This is a genomic window from Cupriavidus sp. GW823-FHT06D04, from assembly GCF_058795055.1.
Genome location: NZ_JBXAHL010000078.1, coordinates 1 through 13,876, shown reverse-complemented (window position 1 = coordinate 13,876; position 13,876 = coordinate 1). Strand labels below are relative to the sequence as shown.

The window sequence follows — 13,876 nt, the reverse complement described above, 5'->3', positions numbered from 1 at the left end:
CAAGTTAACAGCTCGACACCTTGTTTACAACCCCTGCAAAGAAAAATGCCGTTCAGACTTAACTGAACGGCATTACCGCCGAAGCGGGGCTTTTTTTTGCCCTTCTATTGCCTGGACGCATTCCCGACAAATGCGACCCGCCGCGGCGCACCGGGCCTGATCCGGTTGTGGCGGGTATTCTGCATGACTGTTTTCCTAATCCTGGAAAATCAAGCGCCTGGCATGATAAACGAGCCGACTACGATGCAGGTAGTAGCTGGTTACTACATCATTCATTCCCGTCCCATGTACTGCCATGCTGTCACGCAGTGGCGGCAAACCCATGGCTGGCGCCCGTTCGTCGAATAAACTTATATCCGAAAATAAAATATTTAAAGCACGCGACGATTATCCTGACACTCAATGCGCTGTAAATCCAGCATTACGAATTCATTTAATTCGTGGTGTCATGCCTCGCAGTTCCCGGCGTGGCAGCAGGCCAGGCCGGTTGTCGATCCGGCAGGCTGTGCGTGACGGGGTAACCAGGGCCCACCGCCGGCAGAGATCACAAGAAGGGGTACCATCTCGGGCAAGCACGCCGGCTCCGACCAGGGGCTGGCCTCCACTTTCCGATGCCGACCCCATGTCCGTACCCGCTTTCGAATCCAAGCTGACCCTGCCTGACACCCCCGCCGCGCTGGCCGCGCGCATCGCCACCTTGCCGCGCCCGCTGGTGTTCACCAATGGTGTCTTCGACATCCTGCACCGCGGCCATGCCACCTACCTGGCACAGGCGCGCGCACTGGGCGCGAGCCTGGTGGTCGGCGTCAACAGCGATGCTTCCGTGAAGATGCTGGGCAAGGGCGACGACCGCCCGCTGAACCATGAATCGGACCGCATGGCGCTGCTGGCCGCGCTGGAGTCGGTCGACCTGGTCACGATGTTCCGCGAACAGACCCCGGTGGAACTGATCCGCCTGGTGCGCCCCGACATCTACGTCAAGGGCGGCGACTACGACATCGACACGCTGGAAGAAACCCGGCTGGTGCGCAGCTGGGGCGGCCAGGCCTACGCCATCCCCTTCCTGCACGACCGCTCGACCACCAAGCTGCTGACCAGGGTACGCCAGGGCAGCTAAGGCTGATCAGGTTGCTCAGGAGCAGGCCAGCACGTCCTCGGCGCCGTAGCGCTGGCGCATGGCCTCGAGCCGGGCGCGCGCCGCATCGTCGGCATCGCGCACGCGCAGCCACTGCCGCGTGAGCGGCCGCGCGGCGTCGGTCAACATGGCGGTGCGCACGCCGTGGCCGCGCAGGGAATCGAGATATTGCTCGGCATGCTCGCGCTCGCGGAAGAGGCCCAGCGACACCGTATAGGTCGTGGCCTCGGGCGTGCCGGCGGTCACCAGCGAGTACTCCGTCACATTGCGCCGGCGCAGTTCGGCCAGCTTGCGCTCGGCATGCTCGCGCGTGGGCTGCGCGGGCAGATGGACCCACCAGCGCACCTGTTCCTGCCGCGCGAACGCTTCCACGCGCAGCGCGGCGGCGGCCAGGTCTTCAGTGGCGCGGCGCGCCGCCTGGGCGCTGAAGCCACCGATCTCGATGCAGGCAGCCAGCGTGGCCGACGGCAGCGCGCTGCGCGGTGCGGCATCCGCCGCTGGTGCCGACGCTGGTGCCTGCACCCGCATCCGTTCCCCACGTACCTGCTGCTGCAGCCGCTGCGGCTCACGCGGCGTTTCAAACCAGCCGGCCAGCGGATTCGCGCCGAACACCCCGAGCACCGCCCCCAGCAGCATGGCATTGGCGAGCAGCAGCAACAGCGGGACGATGCGCGGCGAGCGTGGCCGGGCGGGCTGGCCTGGGGCGGTCATGGGTCGGGGTGGATTGAGGCGTGTGAGAAGTTGCGCTGCGCGCTAGGCGCCGGCCGATGCCATCGCGTGCAGGCCAAGCAGCACCAGATTATCGTGCATCTCGAACGGCACCGCGAGCGCGCCAGCCAGCGCGCCGCGGGCACCGCCGGACAGCAGGCAGCGCACGGGGCGACGCGCCGGCCCGCGCTCGCCCAGCGCGCGCCAGGTGCGTTCGATGGCGCCGGCCTGCGCGGCCAGGCAGCCTGCGGCAATGGCGTCGTGCGTGTTGTCGGCCCAACGCAGGTGCGCGCCCGCCACGGTGCCGGCATCGTCCACGTCCAGTGCCGGCAGCTGCGCGGTGTTGCGCGCCAGCGTGCCCAGCATCAGTGCCAGGCCGGGCAGGATCAGGCCGCCTTCGAAGCGCGCGCTGCCGTCCGCCGCGGCCGTGACGATATCCAGCGTGGTGGCGGTGCCCGCGGTCACCACCAGCAGCGTGTCGTGCGGCAGCCAGCGGTGCGCGCCGATGGCGCCGACCCAGCGGTCCACGCCCAGTTGCGTGGGCTCGCGGTAGCCGTTGGCCAGGTTGCCTTGCGCGGCGGCGCTGCGCACCCATTGCACCGGCGCACAGCCCCCGAAGGCCTCGGCCAGCGCTGCATCCACGGCGGCCGCAATCACCGGTCCGGCGACATTGCTGATCCACACCGACGGCATCGGCCCGCTGCCGCGCAGCGCGCGCAGGTCAGCGGCCAGCGCCTGCAGCGCGCCGGCGTCGGCATGGGCGACCGCGCCGCCGTGCTGCCACGGCGTGGGCAGCGCGTCAGTGGCGGGCAGCGCCGCACCGGCTTCGCACCAGGCCCACTTGAGGCGGGTATTGCCGATATCGATCAGCAGGTGCGGCGCGCTCATGCGGTGCCTCCCTGCCCCGGCACGGGCCGCAGCGACAGCTCGCCGCTGGCGATGCGCTCAAGCCCCGCCGGCGTTTCCAGCAGCAGGTGGCCGGCCTCGTCGACGCCGCGCGCCATGCCTTCGGCGATCACCTTGCCCTCGTGCAGCAGCCGCACCGGCTGGTCGCGGTAGGCATCGGCCGCGGACCAGCGCCGCGCCATCGGCCCGAAACCGTGCGCCAGGAACGCGGTGCGCATGGCCGCCAGCCGCTCCAGCAGCGCGGCCAGCAGGCGCGGGGCATCGCGCTGCGCGTCGAAGCCGGGCATGGCCTCGGCCACGCCCGCCAGCTCGCGGCCCAGTGCCGCTTCCATCTGCGCGTCGCGCACCAGGTTCAGGCCGATGCCGATCACGGCCCAGACCCGCTGCGGCCCGGCGGGCACCGCCTCGATCAGGATGCCGGCCAGCTTGCGCTCATCGATCTGGAGGTCATTGGGCCATTTCAGCCCGATCCGTGCGCCGAGGCCCGCCTCGACATCGCCCAGGGCCTCGGCCAGCGCCAGGCCCACGGCCAGGCTCAGGCCGCTCAGCTGCGCCGGCGCCAGCGCCAGCGGCAGTGCCACCGAGAAGGTCATGCCTGCCTGCCCCTGCCACGGCCGGCCCTGGCGCCCGCGCCCGGCGGTCTGGCGGTAGGCCAGGCGCAGCCTGCCGGCGTCGGACCACGGCGCCTGGCGGCAGGCCGCGGTCAGGTCGGCATTGGTGGAGCCGGTTTCTTCCACCAGCTCCAGCGTCCAGTCGCTCAACGCGGGCGACAGCATGCCGCGCAGCGCGCCGGCATCGATGCGCCAGTTGGCGCCGGATGGGGAGGAAGGGTCGGATGGAGTCGGAGGAACGGCGGACATGCGCGGCAAAGGGCTGGGATCGATGGCGATCGTGGAAAACACAGGCGGGGGCAGGGCTGAGCCCCAAGTGCCTGCTGCAGATGCCGCATTGTAGCCGCGCCGCCGCCTCGGCACGGCGCGGTCGCGCCAGCGGGGCGGGTGGCTTAGAATCGAGACTCGGCCATCACATCGCATGCCCTTGGAACGCCAGACGACGCCAGACTTCCATATCACGCGCGGGGACGGAACCGTCAGCGTAGCGCTGCGTGGCGACTGGACCGCGCTCGCCCTGGCCGGCTGCCACCAGGCGCGACAGCTGCGCGCGAAACTGCATGAGCTGGCGCAGGCACCAGACAGCGCGCAGTGGTCGCTGGCCGGCGTCGAGCGGCTGGACCATATCGGCGGGCAACTGCTGTGGCAGGCCTGGAACGGCGCGCTGCCGCAGCGGCTCGATGCCAGCGAAGGCCAGCGCCGCGTGTTCGAGCGCATCGCCGCAGTGCACGACGAGGGCTGGAAGAAGCACATGGTGGACCGCTTCAACCCGGTTACGCTGTTCGGCGCGAGCGTGCTGTCGTTCGGCGCGCAGCTGGGCCGCGGCGTCAGCATGCTGGGCCAGCTGACCTTCGACCTGCTGCGCTTTGCACGCATGCCCCAGCGCGGCCCCTGGCGCGAGATCTCGGCCAATATCTACAACGTGGGCTACAAGGCGCTTGGCATCACCGCGCTGGTCGGCTTCCTGATCGGCATCGTGCTGTCGTACCTGTCGGCCAACCAGTTGCGCACGTTTGGCGCCAGCACCTTTATCGTCAACATCCTGGGCATGGCGGTGATCCGCGAGCTGGGGCCGGTGCTGGCGGCGATCCTGATCGCGGGCCGCTCGGGTTCGGCCATCACCGCGCAGATCGGCGTGATGCGCGTGACCGAAGAGCTCGATGCGATGCTTGTGATGGGCATCTCGCACGGCTTCCGGCTGATCATGCCGCGCGTGATCGCCCTGGCCATCGCCATGCCGCTGCTGGTGGCCTGGACCGACGTGATGGCGCTGGCGGGCGGCATCCTGGCCGCGCGCTGGCAGCTGGGCATCAGCGCCACCTTCTTCCTGCGCGAGCTGCCCGATGCGGTGCCGGTGGCCAACCTGTGGCTCGGACTGGGCAAGGGGGTGGTGTTCGGCATCCTGATCGCGCTGACCGCATGCCACTTCGGGCTGCGCATCAAGCCCAATACGCAAAGCCTGGGCGAAGGCACCACCGCCTCGGTGGTGACCGCGATCACCATGGTGATCCTGGCCGACGCGGTCTTCGCCATCCTGTTCAAGGACGTGGGCCTGTGAGCGCGGCGCAAGCGAACGCCACGCCGGACGGCAAACCCGGACGCAAGCCGGACCGCAAGGCGGACCGCACCCCGGTCATCGAGGTGCGCGACCTGGTCAAGCGCTTCGGCAAGGCGGTGGTGCATGACCATGTGAACCTGGACGTTTACCGCGACGAGGTGCTGTCCATCGTTGGCGGCTCGGGCAGCGGCAAGACCGTACTGCTGCGCCAGATCGTGGGGCTGGAGCGTCCCACGTCGGGCTCCATCAAGGTGTTCGGCGAAGACCCGACCCGGCTGCGCCCGGCGCAGCTGCAGGCGCTGCGCAACCGCTGGGGGCTGCAGTTCCAGCGCGGCGCGCTGTTCTCGGCGCTGTCGGTGATCGACAATATCGCGCTGCCGCTGCGCGAGCTACGCGCGCTGCCCGACAACCTGATCTGCCAGGCGGCGCTGCTCAAGCTGCAGCTGGTGGGGCTGTCGGCGCGCGATGCCGACAAGATGCCGGCGGACCTGTCCGGGGGCATGATCAAGCGCGTGGCGTTGGCGCGCGCGCTGGCGCTGGAGCCGGAACTGCTGTTCCTGGACGAGCCCACCGCCGGGCTGGACCCGATGGCTTCGGACGACTACGTGCGGCTAATCCGCGAACTGCGCCGCGAACTGGGCCTGACCGTGGTGATGATCACGCACGACCTGGACACGCTGGTGGCATTGTCCGACCGCGTCGCGGTGCTGGCGGACCACAAGGTGATCGCCGCGGCGCCGATCCCTGAAGTGGTGAAGGTGGACCACCCCTTCATCCGCGAGTATTTCCTGGGCGAGCGCGCCCAGCGCGCCATGCAGGCGCTGCCACCGCACGGGCAGCCGGATGCGGCGCCCCCTGGAGAAGCATGATGGAAAACAAGTCACACGCGTTCCTTGCCGGCGTGTTCACCATCGGCCTGGCCGTGCTGGTGTTGTTCGCAATCTTCTGGTTCAGCAGCGACCACGCCGTGCGCGTGCCATACGACCTGATCACGCGCGCCACCGTCAACGGCCTGCAGCCGCAGGGCGACGTGAAATACCGCGGGCTGGCGGTGGGCAAGGTCGAGTCGATCAAGTTCGACCCGCAGGTGCCGGGCCAGATCATTGTGCGCGTCAACGTCAACAAGGACACGCCGATCACGCGCACCACCTATGGCACGCTGGGCTTCCAGGGCGTGACCGGAATCGCCTACGTGCAACTGGACGACAGCGCCACGCACGACGGCGCCACGGCTTCGCCGCCGCTGCCGACCTCGCCCAAGGCGGTGGCACGCATCGCCATGCGCCCCGGCTTCTTCGAAGAGCTGGAAAAGCGCGGCGATTCGCTGCTGACGCAGGTCGAGACCATGATGACCTCGCTCAACGACATGTTCCAGAGCGCCAACCGCACTGAGCTGATGGCCGCGATCCATGCGGTGCGCAAGACCGCGGAAGACTACTCGCGGCTGTCCGATTCCCTGGGCCCGGCCGCCAACCGGCTGCCGAAGGTGACCGAGAACCTGAACGCCACGCTGGAATCGACCCGGCGCCTGACGCAGGAGCTGGCCAACCCCAACGGCACGGTGATGCGCACCGTCGACAGCGTCGGGCGCGACATGCAGGGCGCGGCCTCGTCGGTGCAGTCCGCGGCAGGCACCTTCAGCGAAGAGACCCTGCCGCAGCTCAATGGTCTGGCGCGCGACGCGCGCCAGACCGCGCGCACCTTCGAGCGCGCCGCCGGCCAGTTCAACGAGAGCCCGAGCAGCGTGCTGTTCGGCGCGCCCGCGCCTGCCCCGGGCCCGGGCGAGCCGGGCTTCAGCGCACCATAGCGCGGCCCGCATGCCACCCCTCACCCGATACCGCCAACCGCGAGATACCGCCGTGAACCCTGCGACCGAGATGCCACGCTTTCTCCGATCCGCGCGCTCCCGCCTCCAGGCCGCCCTGCTGCTGGCCGCCGCGGGGCTGGCGCTGTCGGGCTGCGCGCTGACGCGCGGCAACAACCCCACCGTCACCTACGATCTCGGCCCGCCGGCCGCCGCCACCCCCGGCAACGGGAACCCCGCGCCGGCGCGGCTGCCCAAACTGCGCGTGGCACAGACCGACGGGCCCAACTGGCTGGACGGCAACGCCCTCTTCTATCGGCTGCAGTATGCGCAGGCGCAGCGCCTGCAGGCCTACGCCACGCAACGCTGGGTGATGTCGCCCACGCGCCTGTTCGACGAGCGGCTGCGCGAGGCCGTGGCCGCGCGCGGCACGCTGAGCTGGTTCGGCGACAGTAGCGTGCCGGCGTTGAAGGTGGACCTGATCGAGTTCGACCAGGTGTTCGACAGCGCCACCACCAGCGAAGGCGTGGTGCGGCTGCGCGCCACGGTGTTCCAGCAAGGCATGCTCGGCCAGCAGACCTTCGAGGCGCGCCGGCCCGGGGCCAGCGCCGACGGGGCCGGCGGCGTCAAGGCGCTGGCCGAGGCCAGCGACGCGGTGATCGCGGCGCTGCTCGACTGGGTCGGCACGCTGCGGCTAAAGTAAACACGCAAGGAGACACGCCATGGAGCCGGCTCCCCCGCCGCCCTCCGCGCCGCCCCCGGCGGCTCAGCCAACGCCGGAAGCCAGCGGCCCGCAGCACTCGCCGCTCGCCCGCGTGGGGCTGATTTGCTTCACGCTGCTGGTCGTGTACGCCAGCCTGTACCCGTTCTCGGGCTGGGTCGACAACGGCGTTTCGCCGTTTGCCTTCCTGAGCGCGCCCAAGCCGCGCTACATCACCGACTTCGACCTGCTGACCAATGTGCTGGGATACTTCCCGTTCGGCGCGCTGGTGGTGCTGTCGCTGCATCCGCGCATGTCGGGCGGGCGCGCCACGCTGGTGGCACTGGTGGCCGGGGCGCTGCTGTCGGCCTGCATGGAGGCCTTCCAGACCTGGCTGCCAAGCCGCATCTCCTCCAATATCGACCTGATCACCAATGCGCTGGGTGCGCTGCTGGGCGGCGCGGTGGTGGCGCCGTTCACCCGGGCACTGATCGACGACGGGCGCCTGACGCGCCTGCGCCATGCGTGGTTCGAGCCCCACGCCAGCTTTGCCATCATCCTGCTGCTGCTGTGGCCGTTTGCGCAGGTGTTTCCGCAAGAGCACCTGTTCGGCATGGGCGGCATCGTGCGCGAATGGCTGACCGACCCGGAATCCTGGCCGATGCAGGTGCTGCAGATGGTGTTCCCGCAGCTGGAGGCCTGGCAGGACCATATCGGCTTGCGGCCCGAGGACATGCAGAGCCAGCAGTTGCTGGAATCGCTGGTGACCGCCAGCAGCTGGGTCGGCACGGGCCTGTTTGCCTCGATCGCGATGCGCCGCAGCGCGCCGATGCTGCGCATCCTGGCCGGCCTGCTGGCGGCGGCGCTGCTGCTCAAGGCCACTGCTGCCGAACTGCAGTTTCCGTCCGAGAGCGCCTTTGTCTGGCTGTCCGAAGGCGGGCGCTTTGCCTTGCTGACCAGCTCGCTGGTGCTGGCGCTGCTGCTGTACCTGCCACGCTGGCTGCGCGCGGTGCTGGCGATGGTGGCGCTGATCGTGCTGGTGGTGCTGACCAATGTGCTGCCATCCAACCCCTATGCGTGGATCTCGGAGCAAGGCTGGCGCATGGGCCGCTTTATCCACTTCAACAGCCTGGCGCAATGGCTGGGCTGGCTGTGGCCGTTCCTGGCGTTCTGCTATGTGATCTGGCGCTTCGAACAGGTCAGCCTGCGCCGCCACGCCAGGAAAAAGGCCGCGGCGCGCCGTGAGGCGGCCGCGGCCGGTACCCAGGAATAGCGCTGGCGGGCCTAGTGCAGTTGGCCGCCTTGCTCGCGCACATCGGCGCGGGTCGACAGCGCCGTCGCCACCGCCGCGCGCAATCCCTTCACCAGCGTTTCCTGCGCCAGGCTGGGCTGGCCCGGATGGCGCGCCGCCTGCTCGGGCAGGTAGGGGATGTGGATGAAGCCACCGCGCACGTCGCCATCCGGCTGCTGCGCCAGCCGGTGCATCAGCCCGTAGAAGACATGGTTGCAGACGAAGGTGCCGGCGGTCTGCGAAACCGAGGCCGGCACCCCCGCCGCGCGCATGTCGCGCACCATCGCCTTGATCGGCAGCGTGGCAAAGTAGGCGGCCGGGCCGCCTGCGACGATGGCGGTATCGATCGGCTGGGCGCCGGCGTTGTCGGCAATGCGCGCATCGTCGACATTGATCGCCACGCGCTCCACCGACATCTCGGCGCGCCCGCCAGCCTGGCCCACGGCGATCACCAGCGCGGGCCGCAGCACGTCGACCAGCTCGCCGATGGTGTCGATCGCCGCGCCGAACACGCACGGCAGCTGCCGCGCCACGATCACGGCGTCGCCCACGCGCTCGCCGTCGAGCGCGCGCACGGCCTCCCATGAGGGATTGATCGGTTCATTCTCAAACGGCTCGAAGCCGGTCAGCAGCACAGTACGCATGGCGGGGCTCCGCGGTTACATCAGGAAGTACAGCAGCGCGATATTGGCCACCAGGATCGCCAGCGCGGTCGGCACCTGCGCGCGGATCACGGCGTTCTTGTCGTCGAGTTCCAGCAGCGCCGCCGGCACGATATTGAAGTTGGCCGCCATCGGCGTCATCAGCGTGCCGCAATAGCCCGAGAACATGCCGATCGCCGCCATCACCGCCGGGTTGCCGCCGAACATGCCGACCAGGATCGGCACGCCCACGCCGCCGGTCATCACCGGGAAGGCCGCGAAGCCATTGCCCATGATCACCGTGAACAGCGCCATGCCCACGCAGTAGACCGCCACCGCCACCAGCTTGTAGTCCATGTTGATATAGGCGGTGGACAGGTGCGCCACGGCCTTGCCCACGCCCGCGTCGGCGAACACCAGGCCCAGCATCGCCAGCATCTGCGGCAACACCAGTGCCCAGCCCAGCGACTCGGTCAGCCGGCGCGACTCGCGCAGGCCCTGCGCCACGGTGTCGCGCGTGAGCCAGCACACCACCGCCAGCGAGATCAGGCAGCCGATCCCCAGCGAGACAAAGGTCACGTTCTTGGGATCGAGCAGCGGCAGGCCGGCGATCTTGACGTTCTTGAACAGCATGGTGCCGATCACGGTCACCAGCGGGATCAGCAACGCCGGGATGAACAGCTTGTTGCCCAGGCGGCGCGCGCTGGCGCGGCGCTCTTCCTCGGGCAGGCTGTGGTGCTTGCCGTGGCCGACGCCGCCAAAGCCCGCAATCAGCGCCATCACCACCGCGCCGATGCCGACCGCGGCCGGCGGCAGCCGGTCGCCAATCAGGAATACGATCGCGTACAGCAGCCAGAACAGGCCGGTGCTGAGGCGGCGCGGATGCTCGCGGTCGGCGAAGGTCATCAGCGCGGTGATCGCCAGCACCAGGCCGGCGAGCCAGTAGAGATATTCGATGGAAATGATCATGGCGCGCTCCTTACTCGGCGCTCTTGGCAGGCACGGCGGCCGCGGCGGCCTTGCCGCCCAGCTCGCGCTCGAGCCAGCGGTCCAGGCGCTTCAGGCGCACGGCGTGGATCAGGAAAGCGCAGATCGCGGTGGGGATGCCCCACACGGCAATACGCAGCGGCTCCACGTCGATGTTCGACGACAGCAGGAAGGTGTGCATCAGCGCGATCGCGCCGAAGGCCACGAAGATGTCCTCGCCAAAGAACAGGCCGACATTGTCGGTGGCGGCGCAGAACGCCAGGATGCGCTGGCGCACCGGCTCGGGCAGGTGGCCGAAGCGGTTCTCGGCCGCGCCCTCGGCCATCGGCGCCAGCAGCGGGCGCACCATCTGCGGGTGCCCGCCCAGGCTGGTCAGGCCGATCGCGGCGGTCAGCTCGCGCACGCCCAGGTAGACGATCAGCAGGCGGCCAACCGTGGCCGACGCGATGCGCGCAATCCATGCCTGCGCATGCTCGCGCAGCCCGTGCCGCTCCAGCAGGCCGATCACGGCCAGTGGCAACAGGATGATCAGCGGCAGGTTGCGCGCCTTGACGAAGGCGGTACCGATCGCCGAGAAGATCTGCATCAGCGGCATCGGCGCGGCCAGCCCCGTGGCCAGCGCGGCGAGCACCACCACCAGCATGGGATTGAAGCGCAGCACGAAGCCGATGATGATGACGCCGACCCCGACAAGGGGCCAGAGATTGACTGCCTGTTCCATAAGAGACACCAAACGAGTGTGATGGAGGCGAGCGGACGGCAGCCGTCTTACCGCACGACGGGGCCGGCCGCAGTGGATGCTGGCGGTTGAGACGGAGTGCTCAGTCGCCGGCGCGGACCGCGATGCCTTCCGCGCCCAGCCGTTCCCGGATGCGGCGCGCAAAGGCCAGCGCGTGGGCGCCGTCGCCGTGCAGACACACGGTTTCGGCTTGAATCGGTACCCAGGAGCCGTCGATGGCGCGCACGCGTTTCTCGCGCACCATGGTCAGGGTCTGGTTCAGGGCGACTTCCTCGTCCTCATGCAGCGCGCCCGGCGTGCCGCGCTTGACCAGCGTGCCGTCGGGGTTGTAGCCGCGGTCGGCAAACACCTCCTGCTTGACGCGCAGGCCGGCCTCCTTGGCGATATCGATCATCTGGCTGCCGGCCAGGCCGAAGAACACCAGGTCAGCATCGAAGTCGCGCACCGCGCGCACGATCGCGCGGGCCAGCGCCGGATCGCGCACGGCCTGGTTGTACAGCGCGCCATGCGGCTTGACGTGATGCAGCTCGCCGCCCTGCGCGCGCACGATCGCGTCGAGCGCGCCGATCTGGTACAGCACGTCGGCGTAGACGTGTTCCGGGTCGCGCTGCATCTCGGTGCGGCCGAAGTTCTCGCGGTCGGGGTAGCTCGGGTGCGCCCCGATCGCCACGCCGCGCTCCAGCGCCCACTTCACCGTCCGCACCATGGTGGCCGCGTCGCCCGCGTGCCAGCCGCATGCGATATTGGCCGAACTGATCAGCGCCAGCAGCGCCTCGTCGTTGTCACAGCCTTCGCCAAGGTCGGCGTTCAAATCGATATGCATTGCCATTCTCCTGTGCGGCGCATTGCGTCGCCCGATTGCTATCGCGCGTGCGCGCCTATGCGGCCACGCGCGTGTGTGCGCGCCGCCGCGCGCCGATGGGCATGCCATCGCCCTGCCACCGCAGCGCCTGGTCGATCTGGCGCAGGTAGCGCTCCAGCTCGGCCTGCGCCGCCTCTGCCTGCGCCAGCGTCACCTGCACGAAACGCACCGGCGCACCCAGCGGCACCTGCGCCAGCCGCCACAGGTCCGCGCCGATCACCACGCCGATCTTGGGGTAGCCGCCAGTGGTTTGCGCATCGGCCATCAGCGCGATCGGCTGGCCGCCCGGCGGCACCTGCATCACGCCCGGCACCACGCCATGCGACAGCAGGTCGGCGCTGCGCTCGGCGCGCCGCGCCAGCGCGGGCCCGTTCAGGCGCAGCCCCATGCGGTTGCTGTTGGGCGTGACGGTCCAGTCGGCCTGCCACAGCGCGGCCTGCGAGGCCGCGTCGAAGTCCTCATATTCAGGCCCCGGCAGCATCCGGACCGGCGTGGCCTTGCCCTCGATGCTGGCGGGCAGCGCCCACGCCGGCGCCTGCACGCCGATCCAGTCGGTCTCGGCCACCAGCCCCGGGCGTCCCGCCGGCAGGCGGTCGCCTTCCTGCAGCGCGCGCCCGCCCAGCCCGCCGAAGCCTGACTTCAGGTCGGTGCTGCGCGAGCCCATCACCGGCTCGACGTCGATGCCGCCCGCCACGCACAGGTACACGCGCGTGCCGCCGCGCGTCGACGGCAGCGTCAGCGTCTCGCCCTTGTGCACGTCAAAGGCATGCCACGACCAAACCGGCACGCCGTCCAGGTTGGCGCCGCATTCGGCACCGGCCAGCGCCACGCGCATATCGGCATGGAAGCGCAGCGCGGCGCGGCCCAACGTGAATTCAATGGCGGCGCAGCCCGGCGCATTGCCGAGCAGGCGGTTGCCGACTTCCACCGCCAGCATGTCCATCGCCCCGCAACGGCCGACGCCAAAACGGCGAAAGCCGGTACGGCCCAGGTCCTGCACCGAGGCGAGCGCGCCGGGACGAATGATTTCGATCACGCGATGACTTCCTCGGCAACAAAGCGCACGGTATCGCCGGGCGCAAACAGGGACGGCGGATCCCGGTCCGCCACGAAGAGCTCGGCGTCGGTGCGCCCGATCAGCTGCCAGCCGCCCGGCAGCACCGCCGGATAGATCCCGGTCTGCTCGCCGCCAATGCCGACCGATCCGGCCGGCACCGCCACCCGCGGCTCACGCCGGCGCGGCGTGGCCAGCTCCGGCGCCAGGCCGCCCATATAAGCAAATCCCGGCTGGAAGCCCAGGAAGTAGACGACGTACTCGCCGGCAGCGTGGCGGCGCACCACTTCCTGCGGCGTCAGCCCGGTATGGGCCGCCACATCGCCCAGGTCCGGGCCATGCTCGCCGCCGTAGCGCACCGGGATCTCCACCAGCTTGCCGGTGGCATTGCGCGCCTCGCCGGAGGCCCACGCGAGCTTCAGGTTGCGTTCCAGCGCGTCCACGTCGGCGCTGCCGTCGAAGATCACGGTCAGGTTGTTCATGCCCGGCACCACGTCAACCACCCCGCGCCAGTCCGCGGCCCGGGCAGCCATCGCCCAGATGCGGCGCTGGACCTCCAGCGAGGCGGGGGGAGCCACGCTGTACAGCAGTGCCTGCTCGGCGAGTCGGTGGACGGTGCAGTTCATGGGATTCCCGGTAGCTCATTTGCTACCAGTTTAGGCAGGCAAGCCGGAATGTGACGTGTTTGTATTTCATCGATAATTTATCGATGAATTCATCATATCGAAATGAGACGAGGAGAAACAGTCAGGATTGACCCTAGGGGCGCAAGGGCCACTGCGACCGGCTGCACCATGGCTGGGCAATCGAGTAGGGTGAGGGGTCACCCCCTCAGCCCTCTCACACCACCGTACGTGCGGTTCCGCATACGGCGGTTCAT

The 13,876-nt window shown here is 69.3% G+C and carries 15 protein-coding genes; 6 read left to right on the top strand and 9 right to left on the bottom strand.

Translation table 11 applies throughout. The annotated features are described in order from the left end of the window. Positions 1–622: 622 nt before the first annotated feature. A complete protein-coding gene (gene rfaE2, locus AC1Q7H_RS39085; RefSeq protein ID WP_211980535.1) occupies positions 623–1,117 on the top strand; it encodes a D-glycero-beta-D-manno-heptose 1-phosphate adenylyltransferase in 495 nt (164 codons plus the stop codon). A 15-nt stretch (positions 1,118–1,132) separates the two neighbouring features. Here the strand turns inward: rfaE2 and AC1Q7H_RS39080 are convergent, their stop codons facing one another. From AC1Q7H_RS39080 to AC1Q7H_RS39070, 3 genes are read right to left on the bottom strand one after another with little or no spacing between them, the layout of a single operon-like run. Beyond that, complete coding sequence (locus AC1Q7H_RS39080; RefSeq protein ID WP_211980534.1) at positions 1,133–1,846, bottom strand: SPOR domain-containing protein; 714 nt, start codon at positions 1,844–1,846, stop codon at positions 1,133–1,135. 42 nt (positions 1,847–1,888) lie between these two features. Next, positions 1,889–2,731 (bottom strand): type III pantothenate kinase, encoded by an 843-nt coding sequence (locus tag AC1Q7H_RS39075; protein WP_211980533.1) that lies wholly within the window; start codon positions 2,729–2,731, stop codon positions 1,889–1,891. Beyond that, the gene (locus tag AC1Q7H_RS39070) at positions 2,728–3,609 is read right to left on the bottom strand and encodes a biotin--[acetyl-CoA-carboxylase] ligase (protein WP_492382474.1); all 882 of its coding nucleotides are present in this window, start codon (positions 3,607–3,609) and stop codon (positions 2,728–2,730) included. The genes AC1Q7H_RS39075 and AC1Q7H_RS39070 overlap by 4 nt, the downstream gene beginning before the upstream one ends. Before the next feature lie 172 nt (positions 3,610–3,781). On the opposite strand from AC1Q7H_RS39070, the gene AC1Q7H_RS39065 reads away from it, so the two are divergent. The 5 genes from AC1Q7H_RS39065 to AC1Q7H_RS39045 are packed head-to-tail and all read left to right on the top strand — an operon-like array spanning position 3,782 to position 8,695. Beyond that, entirely contained in the window at positions 3,782–4,918 is a 1,137-nt protein-coding gene (locus tag AC1Q7H_RS39065) for an MlaE family ABC transporter permease (RefSeq protein ID WP_211980531.1), read from the top strand. Further along, the gene (locus tag AC1Q7H_RS39060) at positions 4,915–5,787 is read left to right on the top strand and encodes an ABC transporter ATP-binding protein (protein ID WP_013955220.1); all 873 of its coding nucleotides are present in this window, start codon (positions 4,915–4,917) and stop codon (positions 5,785–5,787) included. The genes AC1Q7H_RS39065 and AC1Q7H_RS39060 overlap by 4 nt, the downstream gene beginning before the upstream one ends. Continuing rightward, positions 5,784–6,725 carry an MlaD family protein gene (locus AC1Q7H_RS39055; protein WP_013955219.1) on the top strand — a complete coding sequence of 314 codons (942 nt, stop codon included), beginning with the start codon at positions 5,784–5,786 and terminating at the stop codon, positions 6,723–6,725. Before AC1Q7H_RS39060 ends, AC1Q7H_RS39055 begins: the two co-directional genes overlap by 4 nt. Positions 6,726–6,777: 52 nt before the next feature. Then, the gene (locus AC1Q7H_RS39050) at positions 6,778–7,425 is read left to right on the top strand and encodes an ABC-type transport auxiliary lipoprotein family protein (RefSeq protein ID WP_492379845.1); all 648 of its coding nucleotides are present in this window, start codon (positions 6,778–6,780) and stop codon (positions 7,423–7,425) included. Between the two features lie 19 nt (positions 7,426–7,444). Further along, the gene (locus tag AC1Q7H_RS39045; RefSeq protein ID WP_211980529.1) at positions 7,445–8,695 is read left to right on the top strand and encodes a VanZ family protein; all 1,251 of its coding nucleotides are present in this window, start codon (positions 7,445–7,447) and stop codon (positions 8,693–8,695) included. An 11-nt stretch (positions 8,696–8,706) separates the two neighbouring features. Here the strand turns inward: AC1Q7H_RS39045 and pcp are convergent, their stop codons facing one another. The 6 genes from pcp to pxpB form a co-directional block, all read right to left on the bottom strand. Then, positions 8,707–9,357 carry a pyroglutamyl-peptidase I gene (gene pcp / locus AC1Q7H_RS39040; protein ID WP_013955216.1) on the bottom strand — a complete coding sequence of 217 codons (651 nt, stop codon included), beginning with the start codon at positions 9,355–9,357 and terminating at the stop codon, positions 8,707–8,709. A 15-nt stretch (positions 9,358–9,372) separates the two neighbouring features. Further along, on the bottom strand, positions 9,373–10,323 hold the full coding sequence (locus tag AC1Q7H_RS39035; protein WP_013955215.1) for a DUF979 domain-containing protein: 951 nt from the start codon (positions 10,321–10,323) through the stop codon (positions 9,373–9,375). A gap of 10 nt (positions 10,324–10,333) precedes the next feature. Continuing rightward, positions 10,334–11,062, bottom strand: a complete 729-nt coding sequence (locus AC1Q7H_RS39030; RefSeq protein ID WP_013955214.1) for a DUF969 domain-containing protein — start codon at positions 11,060–11,062, stop codon at positions 10,334–10,336. 100 nt (positions 11,063–11,162) lie between these two features. Then, entirely contained in the window at positions 11,163–11,903 is a 741-nt protein-coding gene (gene pxpA / locus AC1Q7H_RS39025; RefSeq protein ID WP_492382473.1) for a 5-oxoprolinase subunit PxpA, read from the bottom strand. A 55-nt stretch (positions 11,904–11,958) separates the two neighbouring features. Beyond that, positions 11,959–12,978: a 5-oxoprolinase subunit C family protein gene (locus tag AC1Q7H_RS39020; RefSeq protein WP_013955212.1), complete on the bottom strand. Its 1,020-nt coding sequence runs from the start codon at positions 12,976–12,978 to the stop codon at positions 11,959–11,961. Next, positions 12,975–13,622, bottom strand: coding sequence for a 5-oxoprolinase subunit PxpB (pxpB, locus tag AC1Q7H_RS39015; RefSeq protein ID WP_114133774.1), 648 nt, complete (start codon positions 13,620–13,622; stop codon positions 12,975–12,977). Before pxpB ends, AC1Q7H_RS39020 begins: the two co-directional genes overlap by 4 nt. Positions 13,623–13,876 lie beyond the last annotated feature (254 nt).